The following is a 23,325-nucleotide window of genomic DNA, read 5'->3' on the forward strand; positions in this document are numbered from 1 at the left end:
CCGTCACGCGCGTCATGACCGACAATGGCGCGTGCTACAAAGCCAAGGACTTTGCAAAGGCCTGCAAGGCGCTCGGGCTCAAGCATATCCGAACCAGACCCTACACGCCCAAGACCAACGGCAAAGCCGAACGCTTCATCCAGACAGCCTTGAAGGAATGGGCTTATGCTCGCGCCTATCCCTCATCCGAGCATCGAAAAATGCATCTGCCCGTGTGGAACCACATGTACAATTGGCACAGGCCACATGGCAGCCTAAAAGCGCAAACACCTATCAGTCGCCTCGGTCTCACCGGGGACAACCTCTTGAGGCTCCACATCTAGCGGCGGCGGCGCGGCACGGTGTCGAACAGCGGAAAGGCCAGGAAGCCGAAGAGGAAACCACCGATATGCGCTTGCCAGGCAATGCTTTGCCCGCCTGCCAGCGGCAGAAGTCCCGTGCCGGTAACGACATTCATCGCCACCCAAACGCCGACGAAGAACAGGACCGACCGGTTCGACAGTGCTTCGGCAATGGTCTGACGCTGGTTGAGGTGCGCGATATCCCGGCGGATCGATCCATCGGCTGAAAACACGAACCGCGCCGCCGCGCCCATGAAGGCCGAGACGACGCCCGAGGCACCGATCACCACCGTCGCGTCGCCCCAGTTGGTGGCAGCATGAAGAGCGGCCGCCGAGGCGGATGCCGCGCACCAGAAGATCAGGAGCCGCGCCGTGCCGATGCGGCGCACGACCGGGGCGCCGAAGGCGATCATCCAAAAGGCATTGAAGAGGACATGATCCCAGCCGCCATGCAGCAGGGAGTAGGTGATGGGCATCCAGGCCCAGGCGAGACCCTGCTCGGCCAGCGGGTAGACATAGCGCAGCGGCAGGAAGGCAAAGGTGAAGACCAGCCATTCATCCGTCTCGGGCGTCAGCAGGTAGAGACGCACGGCGTGAATGACAATCAGCACACCGAGGATCCACAGAAGCACGGGCGGCAGATTGAAGGCCGGCTCACGCTGAGCGCGCTCTTGCGGCCAGGCATCGGCGGCGCCTTCACGGTTGGGATCGGCCTCGTATCCGGCATCGGCGCGCGCCTTGTCGTCCGCTCTCCCGCCATCGCCACGCCATGGGCCGGCCTGTCGCTCGTGCGTCTCACCCGGTTCGGGCTTGTCCTCGGTCACATCCACCATCCTGTTTTGCGCGGCTTTACCGCACGTTAAGCTCAGCATGAACAACCAACCTGCTGTGTCAGGCCAGATACTCGCGCAAATCGGGAAAAAACGATACGGCTCGAAGGAAACGGTTCCTTCTCAAGGTTCCTTTAACGCAAGGGATGTAGGAAAAACCAGAGAGACAGAAAGCTGAGCCGCGCCATGTTCACATTCCAGCATGCTCAGACCGCCGGGCCGAAGCAATATGACGAAGGTGCGTTTCAGCGCGTCACCGTCAATCTGTCGGGCCGGTTGATGCTTGCCAATCATGAAGAATATCCCTGTGCGGCGGTCGATATGTCGCCAGGCGATGTGATCTTCGATACTGCCGCGCGGCCACGGCCGGGCGAACGCATCATCGCCTATGTCGATCATGTGGGCCGGCTGGAAGGAACGGTGTCGAAACTATCGGATGCAAGCTTCGTCGTGCGGCTGAATGCGACCGAGCGCAAGCGCGAGAAGCTCGCCGCCCAGCTGACCTGGATTGCCAATCGCCACGAACTGGGCCTGCCGGAAGACCGGCGCCATGACCGCCTGACGCCGCGGCGCACACGCACCCAACTCACGCTGCAGGATGGCACCAGCTATCCCTGCCGCCTGATCGACCTTTCGCTCTCGGGCGCCGCCGTGGATACCGAGCTGCGCCTGCCGGCCGGCACACCCGTCACGCTCGGCGCGATGCGCGGCCGCGTGGTCCGCCTGTTCCAAGAAGGGCTGGCAATCGAATTTGCCGGCATCCAGACGATCGAGACGCTTCGCGAGTTTCTCTGACACCCAAGATAACAGCCCCGCTTTCGACGCCGCCCCCTCGGGCGGCGTTTTGCATTTGTGGGCTTCTGCGCGCAGCAAGCCTCTCTTAAGGATGTTCGAAAGCGGCACAGTTTTCCAACGCGGTGATTTCGGCGGCGCGGCCGGGTAAGAGACCGGAATAGACATCCTGCTCCGCCGGTCTTCGCCGGGATATCGAACTGCCAAACCTGCCAGACATCGCAATGTCTGCATGAGCCGCTGGCTAAATATCTTTGTTGTCAACGCCTTACACTTCTCCCACCACCAACCTCGCTACGCCAACAGGTGGCATTTTAATCAAATCGGCATCGCATTTGAGCTTTATTTTCTTCAATATCGAATCAAGTACATTGCGGTTTTTATGAAAGTAAAACTAGAATAGATCCCGCACGTTTCGGACAATTTCAAGTTCTTCATGCGACATTTCTCTCAGAACGGGGAGAGAAACATGAAGACCGTCGCGATGATCAAGGTTGCCGTGTTTGGCGCATTGCTCTCGGCACTGGGCACGACCGCAACGCTGGCTTTCCCGCCGAACATGGTGACGCTGGGGGCGACCAGCCCGCCGGTCGGCCATTATGAATTCTGCAAGCGCATTCCGGCCGAGTGCCGCCCGAACGACGGCGATCTCGCGCCGGTGACGCTGACACCGGCGAAGTGGAAGCAGCTGCTTGCGGTGAACTACGACGTCAACACCGCGATCCAGCCGATGACGGACATGGAGCTGTATGGTGTCGAGGAATATTGGACCTATCCGGACAAGGCTGGGGACTGTGAAGACTACGTGCTGCTGAAGCGCCGCGACCTGATGAAACAAGGGTTTCCGGCCTCCGACCTGCTGATCACCGTTGTCCTCCAGCCGAATGGCGAGGGACATGCCGTTTTGACCGTGCGCACCGATCGCGGCGACTTCGTTCTCGACAACATGCGCAACAAGGTCCTGCTCTGGTCGGACACGGAATACACTTACCTGAAACGGCAGGCCGTCGAGGACTCCGGCCGTTGGGTCAAGCTGCAGGACGGCCGCACGGTCGCGGTGGGCAGCGTCGCCTCCAAATAAGGATAGACGGTCCTGATGGCCGTTCCCCCATCCGGCTGAATACAGGGCAGCCGGGTTTTCGGGCCTGATCTTGTTCTACCCCGTCTCGATCAGGCCCAACGGCCGGTTTCCGCTGTCCCCGGAAGCCGGCCGTTTTTTCATGGTCCGGCGCTGCCTCGGCTGCTGATTCTCGCTATACCGGGCCATGACGATCCTGCCGCGCCGCCTCGCCTTTTCTCTCGCCCTTGGCGCTGTCCTCCTCGCAGCCCTTGCCGGAGCGCTGGCGGTGGCTGCGCATTTTTATGGGCAGGTGCTGACGCGCGCCGGCCAGACGACACGGGACGATCCGGTCGATATCTTCATCGGCACCGATCATCTGCGCCTGCCGCAGAACATGATCCGCTTCGAAGAGCAGCGCCGCACCGGCGTGGCCGAACGCGTCGATCTGGCACTGACCTGGCCTGAACTCTCGGGGTACACCGAAGCGCTGCGCGCCCGGTTTCAAGCCGCAGGCGACGAAGGCCGGCTGATCTTCCTGCAACTGTCGCAAAGCACCATGTCGCGCGACATGAGCGGGCGGATCGATCCGATCTATACGCGTCTCTACGAAGGCGCCCCTTGGCCTGGGCCCGCCGGGCTGACTGCCCATGCATTGAAAAAGACAGCCGGCTACGGCGATGACATTCTTTTGACTGGAACGGACGTCAATGGCCGGCCCTATGCCGTGCGCTGTGTCCTGCTTGCCCAGGCGCAGTCGGCGAGCAACGCCGACTGCCAGCGTGACCTGCATGTCGGCCGCGATCTGACCTTGCTCTACCGCTTCTCCAGCCAATTGCTGCCACATTGGCAGTCCATCGACGCCGCACTGGTTCGCTTCGTATCGGCCAGGCTTATTCCCGATCCGGCACAGATCGATGTGGGAAACACCCTCAGGCCTTGAGAAGGACGGCGTGAGGGAAACCAATCATTCACGATAAACCGATTGGTAACGCTATGCCGCTATTGTCTGTGGAACGGTCGTCCATGGGGCGGCGCCCGGACGACATCCTGCAATGAGAATGAAGAGTAGATTAGTGTCCACATCTGAAACCGTTGGTTCCGCCCGGCCAGGTCCGGTCCCTTTTCTCAAGAAGGCCTCCCGTCTCGTCCTCGTTTCCATGATTGCTGCCGCCGCGATGACCAGCGCGGCCTATGCCGCCCAATATGCAGGCATCGTCGTTGATGCGAAGACCGGAAAAGTCCTCTATAGCGAAGACGCCGATGGCCTGCGCTATCCGGCCTCGCTGACGAAGATGATGACGCTCTACCTCACCTTCGAAGCGCTGGAAGCCGGCAAGATCCGCAAGGATACGCCCGTCCCCTTCTCCAAGCATGCAGCGTCCGAGCCCCCGTCGAAGCTTGGCGTCCGCGCCGGCCAGCAGGTCACCGTGGAACAGGCGATCATGGCGCTTGTCACCCGCTCGGCCAATGACTGCGCCACGGCGCTCGGCGAGTTGCTCGGCGGTTCGGAAGAGCGTTTCGCCCGGATCATGACGGCAAAGGCCCGCGCGCTCGGCATGACGCGCACCACCTATCGCAATGCCAATGGCCTGCCCAACGACCAGCAAATGACCACGGCACGCGACCAGGCCCGGCTCGGCATCGCGCTGCGCCAGCATTTTCCGCAGTATTACGGCTATTTTTCCACCCGTAGCTTCGCCTTCGGCCGTCAGGTCATCGGCAATCACAACCGCCTGCTCGGCAATGTGCGCGGCGTGGACGGCATCAAGACCGGCTATACCCGCGCGGCCGGCTATAATCTCGTGACGTCGGCTCAGGCCGAAGGCCGCAGCATCGTCGGCGTCGTGCTGGGCGGCAAATCCGGCGGCGCGCGCGATGCGCAGATGCGCGCCCTCGTGGCCAAATACATGCCGGCTGCCTCCACCCGCGGCGGCAACACCAATCTCGTGGCGGAGACGCCGCCGGCCCCGACTCTGAGTGCAGCCGCGCGGGATACGGCCTCGGCCAGCACCGGCGGCAGCTTCAACCTGCCCTCCTCCGGCCCCATGCCGGAAGGCCGTTATGACGGCGAAATTACCAACAGCGTCTCGATGAACAGCTATGCCGAAGCGCCGAAGGCCGCCAGCGAGAACCCGGTTCTCGCCCCTCGTCCCGGCACGCTTCAGGCCCAGGCGAGCAAGCTCGCCACGGGCGGCGAGGTCGGCGTCGTCGATGCGCAGGTCACGAGTTCGGTCGCCCGCGCCGCCTCCGGCGAGGAGCAGAGCACCGTGCCGGCCGGCTGGGTCATCCAGATCGGCGCAACGCCCAACCGCAACGAAGCCATGTCCATGCTGGCCGATGCCAAGGAAAAGGGCGGCAAGCTGCTGTCGAACGCACAGGCCTTCACGGTCAGCGTCGCCAGCGGCGACAGCCAGATGTACCGCGCCCGGTTCGGCGGCTTCGCCAGCCAGACCAAGGCGCTGACCGCCTGCAAAACGCTGAAGGCACGCGGCTTCGCCTGCTGGGCAAGCGCCCAGTAAGCCACGCGTCTTCTGCCGGCCCGCCCTTGGTCGAGGGCCGGCCTTCAAGCCATGCCGCCGCATCGTGAAGGATGCGGCTCGCCGATCGTCCGGAGCGGGATCGCTTAAGCCGCACCGGTTCACCCCGAAGAAAACCTCGATTGTCTTGCGTTACGAGGATCACGATGGCCGTTAATGAAAATGGTTCCGACACGCAGCCGGACTTCAAGCGCAAGCGCGCGCCGCGCAGCGCGCTGCTTCCAATCCACGAAGCGGCCATGCGCATCGCCGAAATCGGTGCCCTGCCCCGCTCCAAGACGCGCGATCTCGTCTCCCTGCTTCTGACCCATGGCGCGCGCGCCTGGCGCTCGACACAGCCCGAGGTGCAGGTTCACCTGCACGTGCGCACCCCGGCCAAGCGCAAGGCTGTGCGTATCCGCTTTCAGTAAGCGACAATACTTGGCTTAAAGCGCATTAGGCAAAACCAACATGCCTGACGCGCTTGATCGATTTCAGCGCCCGGCGCCTCCCCAAACCTGATTGGCGGAAGCAGCCCTTTGCCGGGCCTTCATCGAGGCCTATTCTATCAGAGTCGGCAGCGGCCATTCGGTAAGAGCAGGTTCTTGGACCAAGCCCGGAAGCGCAACCACAAGCATTCGTCGGAGCGATGCGGTCAAAGCAGGCCGAGTTCGGCCAATTCGCGGCGCAGCTCTGCGGGAAGCTCGGCGCCGCCGGAGCCGGCGAGATCGACCGGGGCTTCCTTTTCCACCAGATAGCGCCAACCCTGGAAGGGACGGCGTGGCTGGAACGCGGTTTCCACCACTTCAGGGCCTAGCACCAGACGACAGCGCCCGATGCCCTCATGATCGGTAAAGGGCGTGATGTCGAGAATGCGCTGGCGCGCCTGCACCTGGCCCTTGATCACCCAATAGAGCGAACCACCCTCAAGGATCTCCTCGATCCGCTTGGGTACCATGCGTGTCACATGCGCGCTGTGCGGCTCCAGGCCGGCGGCGATGGCCGAGAGCGCGCGCTCGGAAACCCATTCGCGCAGATCCTCGATCGAATCGGCGCCGACACAGAGCTTGATCAGATGAAGAGCCATGGGCCGGGTTCAATAGACCTTCGGCGGTCGAGGTCAAGTCCCTCGCCGCCCGTCTTACCGCTCCGTTTGGCTGTCAGCACTCGACGACATTGACCGCAAGGCCGCCCATCGAGGTTTCCTTGTATTTGTCATGCATGTCGACGCCCGTCTGGCGCATGGTTTCGATGCAGGCGTCGAGCGGCACGAAGTGGCTGCCGTCCCCCTTCAGCGCCAGTGACGCGGCGGTTACGGCCTTGACGGCACCCAACGCATTGCGCTCGATGCAGGGCACTTGGACGAGGCCGGCGACGGGGTCGCAGGTCATGCCCAGATGATGCTCGAGCGCGATCTCGGCGGCGTTTTCCACCTGCTCGGGCGTACCGCCCATCACGGCTGCGAGACCCGCCGCCGCCATGGCCGAGGCAGACCCCACCTCGCCCTGACAGCCGACTTCGGCACCCGAAATCGAGGCGTTGAACTTGATGATCCCGCCGACGGCCGCAGCGGTCAGCAGATAATCGCGAATGCCGGCATCATCGGCATCCTCATGAAAATGCAGATAATAGCGGATCGTTGCCGGTATCACCCCGGCCGCGCCGTTGGTCGGCGCGGTCACCACGCGTCCACCTGCGGCATTTTCCTCGTTCACGGCCATGGCGTAGACGCTGAGCCAGTCATTGGCGAGCAGCGGATTGGCGCGGTTCGAACGCCAGTCATGCTCCAGCCGATCATGGATCGCGGCCGCACGCCGGCGTACCTTCAACCCACCGGGCAGGATGCCCTGGCCGGAGAGGCCGCGATCGATGCAGCCCTTCATGGCCGCCCAGATGCGGTCGAGACCGGCATCCAGAACGTCGCGCGACATCGTCACTTCTTCGTTGGCACGTTTCATCTGAGCGATGGTGAGGCCGGAGCGCTGCGCCATCTCCAGCATCTGCCGAGCGCTGGCGAATGGATAAGGCACTTTAATATCGGCCGGCCGTGCCTTTTCCGCCCGCAGCGCTGCAAGCTCGGTGTCGGTCACAACGAAGCCGCCGCCGATCGAGTAATAGATCCGCTTGAGAAGCAGCCGCCCATCGCGATCCAGCGCGGAGAAGCTCATGCCATTGGCATGGCCGGGCAGTGGCTGCTTCTTGTCATAGACGAGGTCGGTCTTTGGCTGGAAGGCATAGGCGGGATGCCCTTGCGGCGTCACCAGACCACTGCTTTCGACACCGGCAATCAGATCGTCCATCCGGTCTGGATCGATGGCATCGGGACGCTCGCCCATCAGCCCAAGGATCACCGCGCGGCCCGAGCCATGACCGATACCGGTATGGGCAAGCGAGCCATGCAGGCTGACCTTCAGCGCCGCGACCGACGCGCCGGCGGGACGGGGCCAATCCGGCGACAGGATCAGGTCGAGAAAGCGGTTGGCCGCGGTCATCGGCCCCATGGTGTGCGAGCTTGAAGGCCCGATTCCGATCTTGAATACGTCGAAAACCGAAAGAAACATTGCGATTGCCATCCTGAGACGAAGACCGGGAGTCCCGGCCTGCTCTGCTTGATATAGACCCTAGCTTGGCGACTGTCTCCAGCACGGCGGAAGACCGACATCCCCCCGCATCTGCGCGACATGGCCGCCACACGGGTCGCGGCGGCGCAAGGTGGCCAGACTAAAGTGCCGGGCGAATCATCTGCCCGGCGCTGCTTGGCCGCTGCTATCACGATCTAAAGGACACCCATGGACTACGGGGACATCATCGCGCTCAGCTATTTCGCACTGCTTTGGGGCGTTTATATCTGGGCGACCGACCGGCGCACTATCTTCGGGCGCCTCAGCCTGACCCGGCTCATGGCCTCTCACCGCCACCGCTGGATCATGAATTCGCTCAACCGCGACCTGAAGATGATCGACACGCAGATCATCGCCGGCCTGCAGGCCGGCACCGCCTTCTTCGCCTCCACCACCATCTTTGCGCTCGGCGGCTGTTTCGCCCTGCTCGGCCAGACGGACCGGGTGCAGGCGATCTTCAGCGACCTGCCGCTGGCCTTCAACGGCTCGCGCACGGCCTTCGAGCTGAAGGTCGGCGGGCTTGCCTGCCTGCTGGGCTATGCCTTCTTCAAGTTCGGCTGGTCCTATCGCCTGTTCAACTATTGCTCGATCCTGATCGGCGGCATTCCGATGATGAGCGAGACCGCAAGCAACCGGCCGGCAGCCGAGCGCGCCGCCGGCCGCGCCGTGGTGATGAATGTGCAAGCGGGCATGCATTTCAATGCCGGTCTTCGAGCGCTGTTTCTGTCGATCGGCTATCTCGGCTGGTTCGTCAGCGCCTATATCTTCATGGCCACCACGACCTTCATCATCTTCGTGCTCCTGCGCCGCCAGTTCTTCTCGCCAGCCCGGCTGGCGCTGCTTCCGGACGAAGGACAGATGTGATGCGAGCGATTGCGCGCGGGCAAGGCCTTCCCCGGTGGGCCGCTTTTGCGCTACTGCATCATCGATGCGCTCCGGCATCCCGCAGTTTATGAGGCAAGCGATGCGGCGAAGCCGTTATGCACCGCCGGCCCGCGCCGCTGCATCCTCGTTTCAAGGCATATCGCCGTCGCAGCGCCGCGGCACACAGAGGCGCAACATGCCGCAGGTTCAAAGGGTGCCTTCATGATTTCCGAGCAGACCGACAACCTTTCGGCTCAAGATGCACCGCGCCGCGCCAAGCCCCGGATCACCGGGATCGACGCAGCGCGCGGCGTGGCGCTGATCGCCATGGCTACCTACCACTTTTGCTGGGATCTCGAGAGCTTCGGCTATATCGCCTCCGGCACGGCCGGCACCGGCCTGTGGAAGCTCTATGCACGATCGATCGCCTCCAGCTTCCTGTTTCTCGTCGGGGTCGGTCTCGTGCTCGGCCATAGGCCGCACATCCGCTGGAAACCCTTCTTCATCCGCTTCGCAAAGATCGCAGCGGCGGCGCTGGTGGTGACGATCGCCACCTATTTCGCCTTCCCCAATGCCTTCATCTTTTTCGGCATCCTGCACGCCATCGCCGCGATGAGCTTCGTCGGGCTCCTCTTCCTGCGCCTGCCGGTGCCAGTCACGATCCTCGCCGCACTTGCCGCCTTTCTCGCGCCTGTTTATCTGCGCGCCACGCTCTTCGATCAACCGGCGCTCTGGTGGGTGGGCCTGTCAACGGTGCCGATTCGGTCGAACGATTATGTGCCGCTCTTTCCCTGGCTCGCGGCGCCCCTTGCAGGCATTGCAGTCGGACGCCTGGCGCTGCGTCATGGCTGGCTGACGGCGCTGGCGGCGCGAGAAAGCCGATCCACCCACGGCCTTGCCAACACCCTGCGCCAACGCCTCGCCTGGCTCGGCCGTCATTCGCTGGCTTTCTATCTGTTGCATCAGCCGGTTTTGTTGGGGCTCGTCTATCTTGCCACGCTGATCGCACCGCCGCCCAAGCCCGATCCGAGAGAGTCCTATCGTCAGAGCTGCGTTCAATCCTGCAGCCTCGAGCAGCCAAAGCCCTTTTGCGAGATCTTCTGCACCTGCACGCTGACGCGGCTCACCGACGAAAACATGCTCGACGCGCTTAATGCCGGGCAGATCGACGTCACCAAGGATCCACGCATCCAGGCCATGGCGGCGCAATGCACCAGCGTCGCCCTTCCGCCCGACCCGACCGAGGAGGCGCCGTCGTCACCGCAGACTGAGCCGGCGCAATAGCAACAGGACTGTAGCAACGGGACTGTGATTGCTGGCAAGGCGCCGAGGTCAGCCAAGGCGCGTTGCAACAGCCTCATGCGCAACAGGAGGTCGTTGCCAAACGGAATCCGCCTGATGGCCTATCGCCTTGTCTTCGCGGACTTATCCCCTTCCGCTGCTTGAAGCATGTCACCGCACGGCATGGCGTCAACACAGCTCATGATTAAAGCTGCTGAGCAGGCTTGCGTGACATGCGTCAGGTGCCGACACCGATTTCGGCCAGTCGGGTCAGACAGGCTTCTTCGACATTGTTCAGCTCTTCCAGCGTTTCCTCGATGTCGCGGCGGCGCGCGATGAGGTCGGCGCGCTTATCCTCGACGCGCTTCATGATCAGCTTCAGCTGACCGGATTCGCCCGTCGATTCCTTGTAAACCTGAATGATCTCGCGGATTTCGGCCACGGTGAAGCCGATGCGCCGGCCGCGCAGGATTTCCTGAATCAGACGCCGGTCCATCGGGCGGAACAGCCGGGTTCGGCCCCGCCGTTCGGGATGGATCAGGCCCTCGTCCTCGTAATAGCGCAGGGTTCGCGTGGAAACGCCGAACTCGCGCGTCAGCTCCGTGATCGTATAATATTTGTCCACGCCATTCTCTCCGATGCGCTGATTTTATTGACTTTGACGTCAAAGTCAAACCGGCGTTTGGGTGGGCGAAATCCCTGTTCGAGCGTGATGGACTCGATAGCTGAGGCGGGGCCAGGCGTGTCAGTGGATGTTGAACCACCAGCTGGCAAGGCCGAGAAAGGAGAAGAAGCCGGTAATGTCGGTGACGGTCGTGACGAAGACTGCCGAGGAGACTGCCGGGTCGGCGCCGATGCGATCCAGCAGCAGCGGAATGAGGATGCCGGCAAAGGCGGCGGCGATCATATTGATCAGCATGGCGGCGGCGATGATGCCGCCAATATTCGCGTCCTGAAACCAGAAGCCGGCGGCAAGCCCGATCAGCACTCCGAAAACCAGGCCATTGAGCAGCCCGACCCCGGACTCGCGCCGGATGACGCGGAAGGCGTTGTGAATGTCGAGATCGCGCGTGGCCAGCGCACGCACCGTCACGGTCATGGTCTGCGAGCCGGCATTGCCGCCCATGCCGGCGACGATCGGCATCAGTACGGCAAGCGCGACGATCTGCTGGATGGTGGCATCGAAAAGATTGATGACGGAGGCAGCAAGCAGCGCGGTGAAGAGATTGACCAGCAGCCAAAGCATGCGCGAGCGCGAGGTTCGCAGCACGCCGCTGGACAGCTCTTCGTCCCCCACGCCGCCGAGGCGCATGATATCCTCTTCGGCCTCTTCCTGAATGACGTCGACCACATCATCGATCGTCAGCACGCCGACGAGCCGGTTGTTCTGATCGACCACGGCGGCCGAGAGCAGGTTATATTGTTCGAAGAGCTGGGCCGCTTCTTCCTGGTCCATTTCCGCTTCGATCGGATGCAGCGTATCGCGCATCACCGATTCGATCTTTACCGATCGCTTGCTGCGCAGGATCATGTCCAGATCGACCGCGCCGAGCAGGCGGAAGGTCGGATCGATGACGAAAAGCTGGGTGAAGCTTTCGGGAAGCTCGGTGTCCTCGCGCAGATAGTCGATCGTCTGGCCCACGGTCCAGAAAGGCGGCACCGCGACGAATTCCGTCTGCATGCGCCGGCCAGCCGTGCTCTCGGGATAATCCAGCGAGCGGCGCAGGCGCACACGCTCGACAAAGGGCAGCTTGGCGAGGATCTCCTCCTGATCCTCCTGATCCAGGTCTTCGAGAATGTAGACGGCATCGTCCGATTCCATCTCGCCCAGTGCCGCGGCGATCTGGTCGTTGGACATATGCTCGGTGATTTCGAGGCGGATGGCCTCGTCCACTTCCGTCAGGGCCGAGAGGTCGAAATCGGTCCCGAGCAGCGTGACGAGAGACCGGCGCTGATCGGGCTGCAGCACTTCCAGCAGGTCGCCGAGTTCGGAGGCGTGCAGATCGGCGACCCGCTCCTTCAGCCTTTCGGCATCGCCACGGTCGATGGCGTCGGTCACATCGTCGAGATACTCGGACCGTAGCGAGCCGTCCTCGTCATAGATGTCGCCGTGGCGCTCGCGGGCCGCCTCTTCGGGCGTGCGGATCATGGTCTCGTCGTCGCCGTTGCCGCTCATCGCTCGCCCTTTCATCTGCTGTCGGCCCGGATCAAGCGCGCGGCCATCGCGTAGCCCCGCTTGGTCCGGCCGCTCGCCGCCCTTAATTAGGCCGCTTAAACGCGATGTGCAGGCTCAACGAACCTGCTTTGCTCCACCTTTGAAAGCCCAGCCTAGAAGCGATTCGCGACAGCGGCACAATGGGCGACATGCGGAAGGCCGGGTCGCGGGTGCAGCCACAGCGAAACGCCCCGATAGCTCTATCCGCCAAAGGTTTACAGCCTGTCTGCCCTGTCCGCGCCGGCTACGGAAAAGCTTTACGCCGGCCCCGCTTCCATGGAAAAAGACGAGGCCCTATCGGTCCCCCGCGCCACGAGAGCAGCCTACTGGCGCGATCAAACCGAAAAGAGACGACAGGAGAGGTGACAATGGCGGTCAGGCCGATCATTCGCTTTCGCGATCCGCTGCTCAGCCAGCCCTGTCGTGTGGTCGTGAACTTCGATGAGGCACTGGCCGCACTTGCTGCCGATCTCAGCGACACCATGCGCGCCGCACCGGGCATCGGAATTGCCGGCCCGCACATCGGCGTGCTCAGCCGTGTGGCCGCCATCGATCTGGTCGACGGCCTGGGCCTGCGCGTCTATGTCAATCCACGCATCATTGCACAGTCGAAGGAGCAGGCGACCCACAGCGAAGGCAGCATCTCCATGCCGGGCGTGACGGAAGAGGTCATGCGCCCGGAAAGCGTAACGGTGGCCTACCAGACCTTGAGCGGTTCGGAGGCCGAGATTGAAGCCAGCGGCCTGCTCGGCGTCTGCCTGCAACATGAAATCGACCAGCTCGACGGCATCTTCTGGATCAACCGTCTCTCACGGCTGAAACGAGACAGGCTTATCAAGCAATTTTCGAAGCGGCAGGGAAACTGATCGCGCAGCCGAGCAGGCTTTGCACGACAGATACGGGCGCATCGCGCCTGGAAGGCAGCGTTTGTTTGAAAGTCGAGGAGAGTTTCAGATCGTAGCGGCGGGCCATCGGCCCAAGCCTTCTGTGCTCTTTCGAAGAAGAGACTGGTGCGGTCGAGAAGACTCGAACTTCCACGGGTTGCCCCACAGCGACCTCAACGCTGCGCGTCTACCAATTCCGCCACGACCGCAACCGTGGTAGGCCGGTTGAAGCCGGCGCCGATGCATCTAGCAAAAGCCTCTGATGGGCACAAGGGCGTCAGCGGCGCTTTCTGTGTCAGGACGGTGGATAGTTTCGAGACAAAGCACGGACGGTGCGTGGGGATCTTCAAACGCGAGCGCCGTAATATAGCAACGAGACCATTCGGTTGACCGAAACAGAATTTGAAGACGGGTGGGATTTTCCGCGATAGTCTCGACATAGACGAGACATTATCAGCAAAGATAGCCATAACGACGCCTTAGGCTGCCGTTAGGCGAATGGTGCGGTCGAGAAGACTCGAACTTCCACGGGTTGCCCCACAGCGACCTCAACGCTGCGCGTCTACCAATTCCGCCACGACCGCAACCGTGGTAGGCCAGCCTCAAGCCGGCGCGGATGCATCTAGCAAAAGCCCCTGATGGGCACAAGGGCATGGCGACATAATTTTGACAATTGCCGAAAAGCCTTGGGGATGCGCAACGTTGCGCGGGCTAGGCGCATTCTCCCTCGACGGGGAAAGGCTCGTCGACTGCTTTGGCAGACGCGCCACACGCTCGGCTGGGCTCTTGTGCAGGACACATGCGGCGACCACATTCCAGAGCTTCGATGGGTGCGCTTCCGTGCGACGATACAGGCTTGCGCGTGCACCGTCGCCATGAAATGGACGTGCGGCTATAAAGCTGGCTTCCCGCATGCCAGCCGCGCGACGGCTCGGTTTGAAGGGACTGCGTTTTTGGTACGGACCGGCTTCAGGATGATATGATGGAACGCGACAAGATCGACCTCACGCTGCTCCCTGCCCCGGGTTCGCCCCCTGTGCGCTGGCGCGTGGCTCCCGGCCTTGTGGGGTACGAGGAGGCGGTAGCCTTCATGGAGGCCGAAGTCGATCGCATCGCTCGTGGCGAGGCCGATGAACTCGTCTGGCTGGTCGAGCATCCGCCGCTCTACACCGCCGGCACCAGTGCGGATGCGGCGGATCTGGTGATGCCCGGCCGCTTTCCGGTCCATAAGACCGGGCGCGGCGGGGAATATACCTATCATGGCCCCGGTCAGCGCGTCGTCTATGTCATGCTCGACCTCAAGCGTCGGCGCCAGGATGTGCGCGCCTTCGTCGCCGGACTGGAACGCACGGTGATCGAGGCGCTGGACGCGATGAACATTCGCGGAGAGCGGCGGGAAGACCGAGTGGGCGTCTGGGTGCGCCGGCCGGACAAGCCGCCCCTGCCCGATGGCCGCCCGGCGGAAGACAAGATCGCCGCGATCGGCATCCGCCTGCGCAAATGGGTGAGCTTCCACGGCCTGTCGCTGAATGTCGAGCCGGATCTCGACCATTTCGGCGGCATCGTGCCCTGCGGCATCCGCGGCTATGGCGTTACCAGTCTTGTCGATCTCGGCCTGCCCGTGACCCTGGAGGATGCCGATATGCGCCTGCGTACGGCCTTTGAAGAGGTTTTCGGGCCGGTGGTCGACGACCTCACCTGAACCCTGCTGCCTGCCTCATGTCGGGTCGGCCACGGCCAGACGTTCCAGCCGCCGCTCCCGCCAGATGATGAAGAGGCCGGAGGCGACGATGATGGCGATGCCCAGCCATTTCGACAGGCTGGGAAAATCACCGAAGACGAGGAAGCCGAGCGCCGTGGCACTGATGATCTCGAAATAATGGAACGGCGCCAAAATCGCCGCCGGCGCGGCGCGAAAAGCGCGCACGACGAGCAGATGGCCATAGCCGGAAATGGTGCCGAGCAGGATTGCCAAGAGCCAGGCCAGCGGCGTCGAGGGCAGCGACGGAATGAAATCCTCATGTCCAATACCGTGACCGACCGCCAGTGCCACCACCATGATCATCGTTCCGCCGAGGCCGGCGATCGTCTGCATCACCAAGGGCGAATCATGCGAGCCCGCCATGCGGTTCATCAGGAGATAGCAGGCGAAGAGAAGGGCGCAGCCGACAGGCAGAAGTGCGGTCATGCCGAAGACCGCGAAGCTCGGCTGGATCACGATCATGGCGCCGAGAAAGCCCACCGCGATCGCCAGCCAGCGCATCGGCCCTACCCGCTCGCGCAGGATCAGCGCCGAAAGACAGGTGAGGATGAAGGGCTCGACGAAATAGATGGCGAAGACATCGGCCAACGGCATGTATTTGACCGAGACGAAGAACAAGAGCGCCGCCAGCGCGAGAAGAACACCGCGCAAGAGATTGGGCCAGAGGCGCTTAGGCTTTAACGCTTTCAGACCGCCGAGCCGTAAAAGAAGCGGCAGCGTCGAAACCAGCTGGAAGAAGAAGCGATAGAAGGTCACCTGCCCCGGCGACATGCCGAGGTAGGTGGCCAGATATTTGGCGATCGCGTCCATGCAAGGCAGGATGATCATCGCCACGAGCATGATGGCGAGGCCCTGGACCACGCTGGACGCGGGACCTTGCGCGACCGAGGGCGCGGATGTCGGATCGGCGGACATGCGACTGTCATTCCTCCTCTGGGGGCCTCCTCTGGGGGCCTCCTCTGCGGGCCTCCTCTGCGGGCCTCCTCTGCGGGCCCCTCTTGGGGTTTGGCCTGCCCGCGCGGCTTTCGGCAATCCCGCACCGGCCCTGCGAGAACCTGCCCCGTGCCCTCTGATCCAGCCCTCGGAAAGTCCCGATTCGACGCATCGGCACTTTCTGAGATCGCTGCGCATCCTCATGCGGATCGGGCTTCGACAGGCGTTCCAAAAGCGGCACAGGCTGCACGGATTATGCCGCATGCTGGTCTTTGCGCAGGCTGCGAAGCTTGTAGAGTGCGGACACAGGGCACACAAGGCGCCGCGCCAATGCAGGCGGCTCTTTCCAGACAGGAGGTGGCCATGCGGTTATCGATGGGCGAGGTCCAGGCGCGGCTTGGCCTGTCCGGACAGGACGACACGGCCGGCGGCCGGCTCTGGCGGGCGCGGGATGCGCTTGGTCTTTCCGCCGAGATGCTGGCCGAACGCCTGGGCCTGACCGTGGAAACCGTTTCCGCCTGGGAAAGCGATCGCGCCGAGCCCTCCGCCGCCCAGCTCTTTCCACTTGCGGCTCTCTTGAACGTCACGCCGATCTGGCTGACTGAAGGCAGCGGTGTCGGTCCTCTGGTGCCTGCGCCTGGCGAAGAGGCCCGCCGCCTGCGCCAGGAGCTGGCGCTGGTGAAGAAACTGCATGAGGAGACCGCGCGCGCCATTTCGGCACTTGAGCTCGCGGTAGAGCGCGTCCTAAACGAGAAGGACTGAGCGCTTCGGCTTCGAATCGAGGCTGCTTGCGATCCATTCAAGAGGGAGAACACCATGGACGTCCGTGCCGCCGTCGCCACCCAGGCCGGCAAGCCGCTCGAAATCATGACCGTTCAGCTGGAAGGCCCGAAGGCCGGCGAGGTGCTGATCGAGGTCAAGGCGACGGGCATCTGCCACACCGACGATTTCACCCTCTCCGGCGCCGATCCGGAAGGTCTGTTTCCGGCGATTCTCGGCCATGAGGGCGCGGGTGTCGTCGTCGATGTCGGCCCCGGCGTGACCTCCGTGAAGAAGGGCGATCACGTCATTCCGCTCTACACGCCCGAATGCCGCGAATGCCCCTCCTGCCTGTCGCGCAAGACCAATCTGTGCACCGCCATCCGCTCCACCCAAGGCCAGGGGTTGATGCCGGATGGCACATCGCGCTTTTCGATCGGCAAGGACAAGATCCACCATTATATGGGTTGCTCGACCTTCGCCAATTATACGGTCTTGCCTGAAATCGCGGTGGCCAAGGTCAATCCCGACGCGCCCTTCGACAAGATCTGCTACATCGGCTGCGGCGTCACTACCGGCATCGGCGCGGTGATCAACACGGCCAAAGTCGAAATCGGCGCGACCGCCATCGTCTTCGGTCTCGGCGGCATCGGCCTCAATGTCATTCAGGGCCTCAAGCTCGCCGGTGCGGACATGATCATCGGCGTCGATCTCAACAACGACAAGAAGGCCTGGGGCGAGCGCTTCGGCATGACGCATTTCGTCAATCCGAAGGAAGTCGGCGAGGACATCGTTCCCTATCTCGTCAACATGACCAAGCGGGGTGCCGACCAGATCGGCGGCGCCGATTACACCTTCGACTGCACCGGCAACACCAAGGTGATGCGCCAGGCACTCGAAGCCTCGCATCGTGGTTGGGGCAAGTCTGTTGTCATCGGCGTGGCGGGCGCGGGCCAGGAAATTTCCACCCGCCCCTTCCAACTGGTCACTGGCCGCAGCTGGATGGGCACGGCCTTCGGCGGCGCGCGCGGCCGCACCGACGTGCCGAAGATCGTCGACTGGTACATGGACGGCAAGATCATCATCGATCCGATGATCACCCACACCATGCCGCTCGACGATATCAACAAGGGCTTCGAGCTGATGCATTCGGGCGAATCGATCCGCTCCGTCGTTGTCTACTGATGCACACCAGCGACCCGGCAATGGATTACTCGGTCGACGTGCGGCGGCTCGACGCCTTCTCGGCCGAGCAACTCTACGCCCTTTTGAAGCTGCGCATCGACGTCTTCATCGTCGAACAGGCCTGCATCTATCCGGAGCTGGATGGCAAGGATCCGCAGGCGCTGCACTTACGCCTTCTGTCCGGCGGCGAGACCATCGCCGCCGCCCGCATCTTCGCGCCCGGAATCATGGCAGCCTGCGTCAAGGTCGGGCGCGTGCTCGTTGCGCCCGGCCATCGCGGACGTGGGCTGGGCCGCGCGCTGATGCACGATGTTCTGTCCACATGCGCCCGCCTCTTCCCAGACCAACCGATCGCTCTCTCGGCCCAAAGCCATCTCGTGCCCTTCTACGGCACGCTGGGCTTCACTGCCACTTCTGCGGAATATGTCGATGCCGGCGTGCCGCATGTCGACATGCGCCGGGAAGCTGAGGGTTGACTGCCGCTGTCGGTTTGCCCGAATAGCCAATTGTAGCTACAATCCGGTGCAGTCGAGCCATGTTCGAGTGGGATGAAGCCAAGAACGCCAAGAATATTGCCAAACACGGCATCGGATTCAAAACCGCATCTCGCATTTTCGATGGCCCGATACTGACAGCTGTTGATGACCGTTTCGATTATGGCGAGATCCGTCACAACAGCATTGGTGCAATTGGCGGCGTGGTCTTCATCGTCGTCAGCCATACGACCCGGCACGGAAACATTCGCATCATTTCCGCGCGCCCGGCAAAGAGGAGGGAAAGGGAACGATATGCCAAAGCCCTTCAGCAAAGAATTGACCCTTGACGAACTGGCCGCTCTCCCGGACTCCGAGATCGACACAGACGACATTCCTGATCTAGACGAGGTGTTTTGGCGCAACAGCCAGATCGTTGAACCTGAAGGCACGGAACAGATAACGTTACGCGTCAAGAAATCGATTCTTCAGGCGTACCGTAGCACCGGAAAAGGCTATCAAACGCGGATGAACGCTGCTCTCGAAATCTATGTTCAGACGCTGAAGAAATAAATTTCCCATGATCTATGTCGATGCCGATGCCTGCCCGGTCAAGCCGGAGATCCTCAAGGTTGCCGAGCGGCATGGGCTGGAAGTGACCTTCGTGGCCAATTCAGGTCTCCGGCCCTCGCGCGATCCCATGGTGAAGAACGTCATCGTCTCCGCCGGCTTCGATGCGGCGGACAATTGGATCGCAGAGCGGGCGACTGCAGGCGATGTCGTGGTGACGGCCGATGTGCCGCTGGCGGTGCGCTGCGTGGCAGCTGGGGCGATGGTGACCGGGCCCACGGGGCGGCTATTCGACGAAGCGAATATCGGCATGGCCTCGGCGATGCGCGACCTCAGCCAGCATCTGCGCGAGACAGGCGAAAGCAAGGGCTACAATGCCGCCTTTTCGCCACGCGACCGCTCCAAGTTCCTGGAAACCTTCGACCGGCTCTGTCGCCGCGCCCGCAACGGCGCTGCGCCCGCCTGACGGTCGCCGGTCTCTCGAACAGGCTGCCTGCATCCTTCCATCGGCTTCGGTGCCGGGAGACATGATGCAGCAGACTCAAATTTTGCCGCATCCATGCGCATCTTGTAAAAGGCAAGGTGCCGCTACAGCCGCCATGAAGGACCAACATCTTGCCCATGCGCATGTGGACGCATCGCCGCCACCGCCCGTTTCTCTGGGGCGGCATAGCGGGACTTCTCGCCCTGCCGATTTTCCTGGCCTTCGCACCGCGGCTGTCGATCGAGGGGCCGGCGATCGTGTTTTTCGTTATCTATCTGGTTCAGGTCGGCCTCCGGCTGCGGCGTCTGACGGCCGACCGGCTGAAGGCCACGGCGGAAGCGGACGATGCACCGGCACCCGTCATCCTCTTCGTCACGCTGATGGCGGTGGCCGCGGCGATCATTGCCCTGTTCAACGCCATGAACCGGGCCGGTTCGTCTGAAAGCGGCCTGGAAGTGGCGCTCGCCTTCGCCTCCGTCGTGCTGGGCTGGCTAACGGTACACACCATGTTTTCCATGCATTACGCCCATCTCTACTGGCGGCCGCTGAAGACCAAGCCGGGCACGCCGCCGGCGCGCGGCAAGGGTCTCGATTTTCCCGGGGACGACGAACCGGGCGCCTATGATTTTCTCTATTTCGGCTTCGTCATCGGCATGACGGCCCAGACCTCGGATGTCGAGATCACCGAAACGGCGATGCGCCGGCTCAATCTCGCGCATTCTCTGGTCTCTTTCTTCTTCAACACCGTGCTCGTGGCCGCCGCCGTCAATGCGGTGGTGTCTCTGGCGAATTGATGTCGGGAGTTCCCATGAAAACCGTCTCCACCGCGCGCGCCTTCGGCGGAACACAGGGCGTCTACAGCCACAGGTCCGAGGTGCTCGGCTGCGACATGACCTTCGCCGTCTTCGTGCCACCGCAGGCTGCATCGGCGCCCTGCCCCGTCCTGTGGTATCTCTCGGGCCTCACCTGCACCCATGCCAATGTCATGGACAAAGGCGAATATCGCCGCATGGCGGCGACACGCGGCGTGATCGTCGTCTGCCCGGATACGAGCCCGCGCGGCGAGGTCGTGGCCGACGAGCCGGACAATTGGCAGATGGGCAAGGGCGCGGGCTTCTATCTCGACGCCACACAGGCGCCCTGGTCGGCGCATTACCGGATGGAAAGCTACATCACCCGGGAGCTCCCCGCGCTGATCGCCGATGCGTTTCCGGCGGATATGCGTCGGCAGGGTATGTTCGGCCATTCCATGGGCGGACACGGCGCCCTGACCATCGCCTTGAAGAACCCCGACCGCTTCAAGAGCCTGTCGGCCTTCGCGCCGATCGTTTCTCCCTCGACCTCCGACTGGTCGGTGCCAGCCCTGACGAAATATCTCGGCGCGGACCAAACCGCATGGCGGGCCTATGATGCCTGTTTGCTGGTGGAAGACGGCCGGCGTTTTCCCGAAATCCTGATTGACCAAGGCACGGCTGATGGCTTCCTGGAGAGCGGCCTGAAGCCCTGGCTGTTCGAGAAGGCGGTGGAGGGAACCGGGATCGCGCTGAACCTGCGCATGCAGGAGGGCTATGACCACTCCTATTATTTTATCTCGACCTTCATGGCCGATCACATCAACTGGCATGCCGACCGGCTGAGCTGAGATTTCACCATGTCCCCTGTGTTTCTGGTTGCCATTGGCGGCGCGCTCGGTTCGGTCGGCCGCTATCTCGTGGGTGCGGCGATGCTGCGCCGGTTCGGTTCGAACTTCCCTTGGGGCACGCTCACCGTCAATGTCACCGGCTGTTTCGCCATCGGTGCCGTTGCCGCATTGCTGACGCGCATGGGCGGCCACGATACCCTTCGCCTCTTCATCATCACTGGCATTCTCGGTGGTTTCACTACGTTTTCCGCCTTTTCGCTGGAAACGGTGACACTGATCGAAGCCGGCAGGCTGATGGCCGCCTGCGCCTATGTCGCCGCCAGCCTCGCCATCTCCGGCCTGGCAGTCCTTGCCGGACTAGCCCTCCTGCGCGCAATGGGCTAGGAGCGGGGAAGAAGCGCAATCAAGGAGACGCGGCGCGCAGCCGCGCGGAATGGACCTCATGGCAGGGATCGAACATAAGCAGGTGGAAGCCGACGAAACGGGCATGCGGCTCGATCGCTGGTTCAAGATCCACTATCCCGGCCTCGGCTTCGGCGCGCTGCAGAAGCTCTTGCGGTCCGGTCAGATCCGCGTCGACGGCGGCCGGGTGAAATCCGACACCCGCGTCGAGCCCGGCCAAACCATCCGCATTCCACCGATGGAAGTGGACGCCAAGCGAACCGGCCCGATCGCCGGCCGCGAGCTGAAACATTCCGGCGATGCCGAGCTTCTGTCCCGCATGGTGCTGCACGAGGATGCCAAGGTCATCGTGCTGAACAAGCCTGCGGGCCTTGCCGTCCAGGGAGGCTCCGGCGTCACCCGGCATATCGACAAGATGCTGGAAGCCTGGACCAATCAGCGCGGCGAGAAGCCGCGCCTCGTCCACCGGCTCGACCGCGAAACCTCCGGCGTGCTCGTCGTCGCCCGCACCCGTGGCGCCGCGCAGAAGCTGACCGCCGCCTTTCGCGAGCGCGACACGAAGAAGCTCTACTGGTCGCTGGTCAAGGGCGTGCCGCGCAAACGCGAAGACAAGATCTCGACCTGGCTCGTCAAGGAGCAGACGCCCGATGGCGACCGCATGCGCATCGCCAAGCATGGCGAGGACGGGGCGGATCACGCGGTCTCCTATTACCGCATCATCGAGCAGGCCGGGCAGAATTTCGCCTGGCTGGAAATGGAGCCCTATACCGGCCGCACCCACCAGCTGCGTGTGCATGCCGCCCATATCGGCCATCCGATTCTCGGCGATCCCAAATATTTCGATGCTGACATCAACTGGAATTTTCCAGGCGGGGTGCAGAACCGGCTGCACCTGCATGCCCGCCACATCGACATTCCCCATCCGGACGGCGGCCGCCTGTCGATCACCGCGCCATTGTCGCCGCATATGGTCCAGACCTGGAATCTGTTCGGCTTCGACATGACGAACGCCGGCGAGGACGAATGACTATGAAGCTCGCATTGTTCGATTGCGACGGAACGCTGGTCGATAGCGCCCGCCTGATCCACGAGGTGATGGCCCGCACCTTCGATGCCTTTGCCCTGCCACGTCCGGCATTCGAGGACACCAAGGCGATCATCGGTCTGACGCTGGATATCGCCATAGCCCGCCTGCTCGGCGCGCCGCATGTCGACAGCCGCGCCAGCGCAATGGCCGAGCACTACAAGAGCATCTTCGCCCCCGTGCGCGCCGCCGGCTTCGCCGAGCCCCTGTTTTCCGGCATCGCCGACATGATGGCGGCGCTGGCCACGCGGGAAGATCTGTTGATTGGCGCCGTGACCGGCAAATCCCGGCGGGGGCTCGACGTGATCGCCACCGCGCATGGCTTTGACAAGACCTTCGTCGTTAGCCGTACGGCGGATGACTGCCCCTCGAAGCCACATCCGGCAATGGTGACCGAATGCTGCCTCGAAACCGGCATCGATCCTCGGGATACGACCGTGATCGGCGATGCCATCTATGACATGCAGATGGCCAAGAGCGCCGGGGCCATGGCCGTCGGTGTTGCCTGGGGCTACGCCTCCGTGCCGCAGCTTGTCGAAGCCGGCGCGGACCTCATCGTCAAAGATCCCCGGGAGATCACCGCGCTTCTGCTCGGCTGAGCCACGGCTGCGAGACCCGGGCCATCAC

General features: G+C 62.8%; 27 protein-coding genes and 2 tRNA genes. 21 read left to right on the forward strand and 8 right to left on the reverse strand.

Annotated features, from left to right (window positions below):
• A partial coding sequence (locus BMX61_RS22750; protein WP_139198992.1) for an integrase core domain-containing protein occupies positions 1–323 on the forward strand: 323 nt, incomplete at its 5' end.
• On the opposite strand, the gene BMX61_RS22755 is transcribed toward BMX61_RS22750, so the two are convergent.
• Complete coding sequence (locus BMX61_RS22755; protein WP_234794795.1) at positions 320–1,165, reverse strand: rhomboid family intramembrane serine protease; 846 nt, start codon at positions 1,163–1,165, stop codon at positions 320–322. The genes BMX61_RS22750 and BMX61_RS22755 overlap by 4 nt on opposite strands.
• 192 nt (positions 1,166–1,357) lie before the next feature.
• On the opposite strand from BMX61_RS22755, the gene BMX61_RS22760 reads away from it, so the two are divergent.
• The 5 genes from BMX61_RS22760 (at position 1,358) to BMX61_RS22780 (ending at position 5,970) form a co-directional block, all read left to right on the forward strand.
• On the forward strand, positions 1,358–1,966 hold the full coding sequence (locus BMX61_RS22760; protein WP_075627173.1) for a PilZ domain-containing protein: 609 nt from the start codon (positions 1,358–1,360) through the stop codon (positions 1,964–1,966).
• A 466-nt stretch (positions 1,967–2,432) separates the two neighbouring features.
• Positions 2,433–3,044 (forward strand): transglutaminase-like cysteine peptidase, encoded by a 612-nt coding sequence (locus BMX61_RS22765; protein ID WP_075627172.1) that lies wholly within the window; start codon positions 2,433–2,435, stop codon positions 3,042–3,044.
• A gap of 265 nt (positions 3,045–3,309) precedes the next feature.
• Positions 3,310–3,963 carry a hypothetical protein gene (locus BMX61_RS22770; protein WP_139198993.1) on the forward strand — a complete coding sequence of 218 codons (654 nt, stop codon included), beginning with the start codon at positions 3,310–3,312 and terminating at the stop codon, positions 3,961–3,963.
• 112 nt (positions 3,964–4,075) lie between these two features.
• On the forward strand, positions 4,076–5,542 hold the full coding sequence (locus tag BMX61_RS22775; RefSeq protein ID WP_075627170.1) for an SPOR domain-containing protein: 1,467 nt from the start codon (positions 4,076–4,078) through the stop codon (positions 5,540–5,542).
• A gap of 164 nt (positions 5,543–5,706) precedes the next feature.
• On the forward strand, positions 5,707–5,970 hold the full coding sequence (locus BMX61_RS22780) for a hypothetical protein (protein WP_075627169.1): 264 nt from the start codon (positions 5,707–5,709) through the stop codon (positions 5,968–5,970).
• 224 nt (positions 5,971–6,194) lie between these two features.
• On the opposite strand, the gene BMX61_RS22785 is transcribed toward BMX61_RS22780, so the two are convergent.
• Positions 6,195–6,626: a DUF1489 family protein gene (locus BMX61_RS22785; RefSeq protein ID WP_075627168.1), complete on the reverse strand. Its 432-nt coding sequence runs from the start codon at positions 6,624–6,626 to the stop codon at positions 6,195–6,197.
• 73 nt (positions 6,627–6,699) lie between these two features.
• On the reverse strand, positions 6,700–8,100 hold the full coding sequence (locus tag BMX61_RS22790; RefSeq protein ID WP_075627167.1) for an L-serine ammonia-lyase: 1,401 nt from the start codon (positions 8,098–8,100) through the stop codon (positions 6,700–6,702).
• 228 nt (positions 8,101–8,328) lie between these two features.
• On the opposite strand from BMX61_RS22790, the gene BMX61_RS22795 reads away from it, so the two are divergent.
• On the forward strand, positions 8,329–9,024 hold the full coding sequence (locus BMX61_RS22795; protein WP_075627166.1) for a DUF599 domain-containing protein: 696 nt from the start codon (positions 8,329–8,331) through the stop codon (positions 9,022–9,024).
• A 222-nt stretch (positions 9,025–9,246) separates the two neighbouring features.
• Positions 9,247–10,308 (forward strand): heparan-alpha-glucosaminide N-acetyltransferase, encoded by a 1,062-nt coding sequence (locus BMX61_RS22800; protein WP_075627177.1) that lies wholly within the window; start codon positions 9,247–9,249, stop codon positions 10,306–10,308.
• Positions 10,309–10,543: 235 nt separating this feature from the next.
• On the opposite strand, the gene BMX61_RS22805 is transcribed toward BMX61_RS22800, so the two are convergent.
• Positions 10,544–10,930: a MerR family transcriptional regulator gene (locus tag BMX61_RS22805; RefSeq protein WP_075627165.1), complete on the reverse strand. Its 387-nt coding sequence runs from the start codon at positions 10,928–10,930 to the stop codon at positions 10,544–10,546.
• Between the two features lie 120 nt (positions 10,931–11,050).
• On the reverse strand, positions 11,051–12,481 hold the full coding sequence (gene mgtE / locus BMX61_RS22810; RefSeq protein WP_075627164.1) for a magnesium transporter: 1,431 nt from the start codon (positions 12,479–12,481) through the stop codon (positions 11,051–11,053).
• 407 nt (positions 12,482–12,888) lie between these two features.
• On the opposite strand from mgtE, the gene BMX61_RS22815 reads away from it, so the two are divergent.
• The gene (locus BMX61_RS22815; RefSeq protein ID WP_075627163.1) at positions 12,889–13,386 is read left to right on the forward strand and encodes a peptide deformylase; all 498 of its coding nucleotides are present in this window, start codon (positions 12,889–12,891) and stop codon (positions 13,384–13,386) included.
• Between the two features lie 142 nt (positions 13,387–13,528).
• On the opposite strand, the gene BMX61_RS22820 is transcribed toward BMX61_RS22815, so the two are convergent.
• Positions 13,529–13,613: transfer RNA gene (locus BMX61_RS22820), tRNA-Leu, on the reverse strand.
• Between the two features lie 290 nt (positions 13,614–13,903).
• A tRNA-Leu gene (locus BMX61_RS22825) sits at positions 13,904–13,988 on the reverse strand.
• Between the two features lie 398 nt (positions 13,989–14,386).
• Here BMX61_RS22825 and lipB point away from each other — a divergent pair.
• On the forward strand, positions 14,387–15,106 hold the full coding sequence (gene lipB / locus BMX61_RS22830; protein ID WP_092743040.1) for a lipoyl(octanoyl) transferase LipB: 720 nt from the start codon (positions 14,387–14,389) through the stop codon (positions 15,104–15,106).
• Between the two features lie 15 nt (positions 15,107–15,121).
• Here the strand turns inward: lipB and BMX61_RS22835 are convergent, their stop codons facing one another.
• Positions 15,122–16,081, reverse strand: a complete 960-nt coding sequence (locus BMX61_RS22835; RefSeq protein ID WP_075627161.1) for a DMT family transporter — start codon at positions 16,079–16,081, stop codon at positions 15,122–15,124.
• A gap of 381 nt (positions 16,082–16,462) precedes the next feature.
• Here BMX61_RS22835 and BMX61_RS22840 point away from each other — a divergent pair, with 381 nt between their 5' ends.
• The 11 genes from BMX61_RS22840 to BMX61_RS22890 all read left to right on the forward strand — a co-directional run bounded on the left by BMX61_RS22840 (position 16,463) and on the right by BMX61_RS22890 (position 23,297).
• Positions 16,463–16,861 (forward strand): helix-turn-helix domain-containing protein, encoded by a 399-nt coding sequence (locus tag BMX61_RS22840; protein ID WP_075627176.1) that lies wholly within the window; start codon positions 16,463–16,465, stop codon positions 16,859–16,861.
• A gap of 54 nt (positions 16,862–16,915) precedes the next feature.
• Positions 16,916–18,043 carry an S-(hydroxymethyl)glutathione dehydrogenase/class III alcohol dehydrogenase gene (locus BMX61_RS22845; RefSeq protein WP_075627160.1) on the forward strand — a complete coding sequence of 376 codons (1,128 nt, stop codon included), beginning with the start codon at positions 16,916–16,918 and terminating at the stop codon, positions 18,041–18,043.
• A gap of 20 nt (positions 18,044–18,063) precedes the next feature.
• Positions 18,064–18,519, forward strand: coding sequence for a GNAT family N-acetyltransferase (locus BMX61_RS22850; protein WP_083639383.1), 456 nt, complete (start codon positions 18,064–18,066; stop codon positions 18,517–18,519).
• Between the two features lie 59 nt (positions 18,520–18,578).
• Positions 18,579–18,866, forward strand: coding sequence for a BrnT family toxin (locus BMX61_RS22855; protein ID WP_075627158.1), 288 nt, complete (start codon positions 18,579–18,581; stop codon positions 18,864–18,866).
• Entirely contained in the window at positions 18,832–19,089 is a 258-nt protein-coding gene (locus tag BMX61_RS22860; protein ID WP_075627157.1) for a BrnA antitoxin family protein, read from the forward strand. The genes BMX61_RS22855 and BMX61_RS22860 overlap by 35 nt, the downstream gene beginning before the upstream one ends.
• A 7-nt stretch (positions 19,090–19,096) precedes the next feature.
• Positions 19,097–19,552: a YaiI/YqxD family protein gene (locus BMX61_RS22865; RefSeq protein ID WP_075627156.1), complete on the forward strand. Its 456-nt coding sequence runs from the start codon at positions 19,097–19,099 to the stop codon at positions 19,550–19,552.
• Between the two features lie 155 nt (positions 19,553–19,707).
• Positions 19,708–20,364 (forward strand): DUF1345 domain-containing protein, encoded by a 657-nt coding sequence (locus BMX61_RS22870; RefSeq protein WP_075627155.1) that lies wholly within the window; start codon positions 19,708–19,710, stop codon positions 20,362–20,364.
• A gap of 14 nt (positions 20,365–20,378) precedes the next feature.
• The gene (gene fghA / locus BMX61_RS22875) at positions 20,379–21,212 is read left to right on the forward strand and encodes an S-formylglutathione hydrolase (RefSeq protein ID WP_075627154.1); all 834 of its coding nucleotides are present in this window, start codon (positions 20,379–20,381) and stop codon (positions 21,210–21,212) included.
• A 9-nt stretch (positions 21,213–21,221) separates the two neighbouring features.
• Positions 21,222–21,596, forward strand: a complete 375-nt coding sequence (crcB, locus tag BMX61_RS22880) for a fluoride efflux transporter CrcB (RefSeq protein WP_075627153.1) — start codon at positions 21,222–21,224, stop codon at positions 21,594–21,596.
• Positions 21,597–21,654: 58 nt separating this feature from the next.
• A complete protein-coding gene (locus BMX61_RS22885; RefSeq protein ID WP_075627175.1) occupies positions 21,655–22,641 on the forward strand; it encodes an RluA family pseudouridine synthase in 987 nt (328 codons plus the stop codon).
• A gap of 2 nt (positions 22,642–22,643) precedes the next feature.
• Positions 22,644–23,297 (forward strand): HAD-IA family hydrolase, encoded by a 654-nt coding sequence (locus BMX61_RS22890; protein ID WP_075627152.1) that lies wholly within the window; start codon positions 22,644–22,646, stop codon positions 23,295–23,297.
• The last annotated feature ends 28 nt before the right edge of the window (positions 23,298–23,325 follow it).

Source organism: Xaviernesmea oryzae (assembly GCF_900109605.1).
Classification (GTDB): Bacteria; Pseudomonadota; Alphaproteobacteria; order Rhizobiales; family Rhizobiaceae; genus Xaviernesmea; species Xaviernesmea oryzae.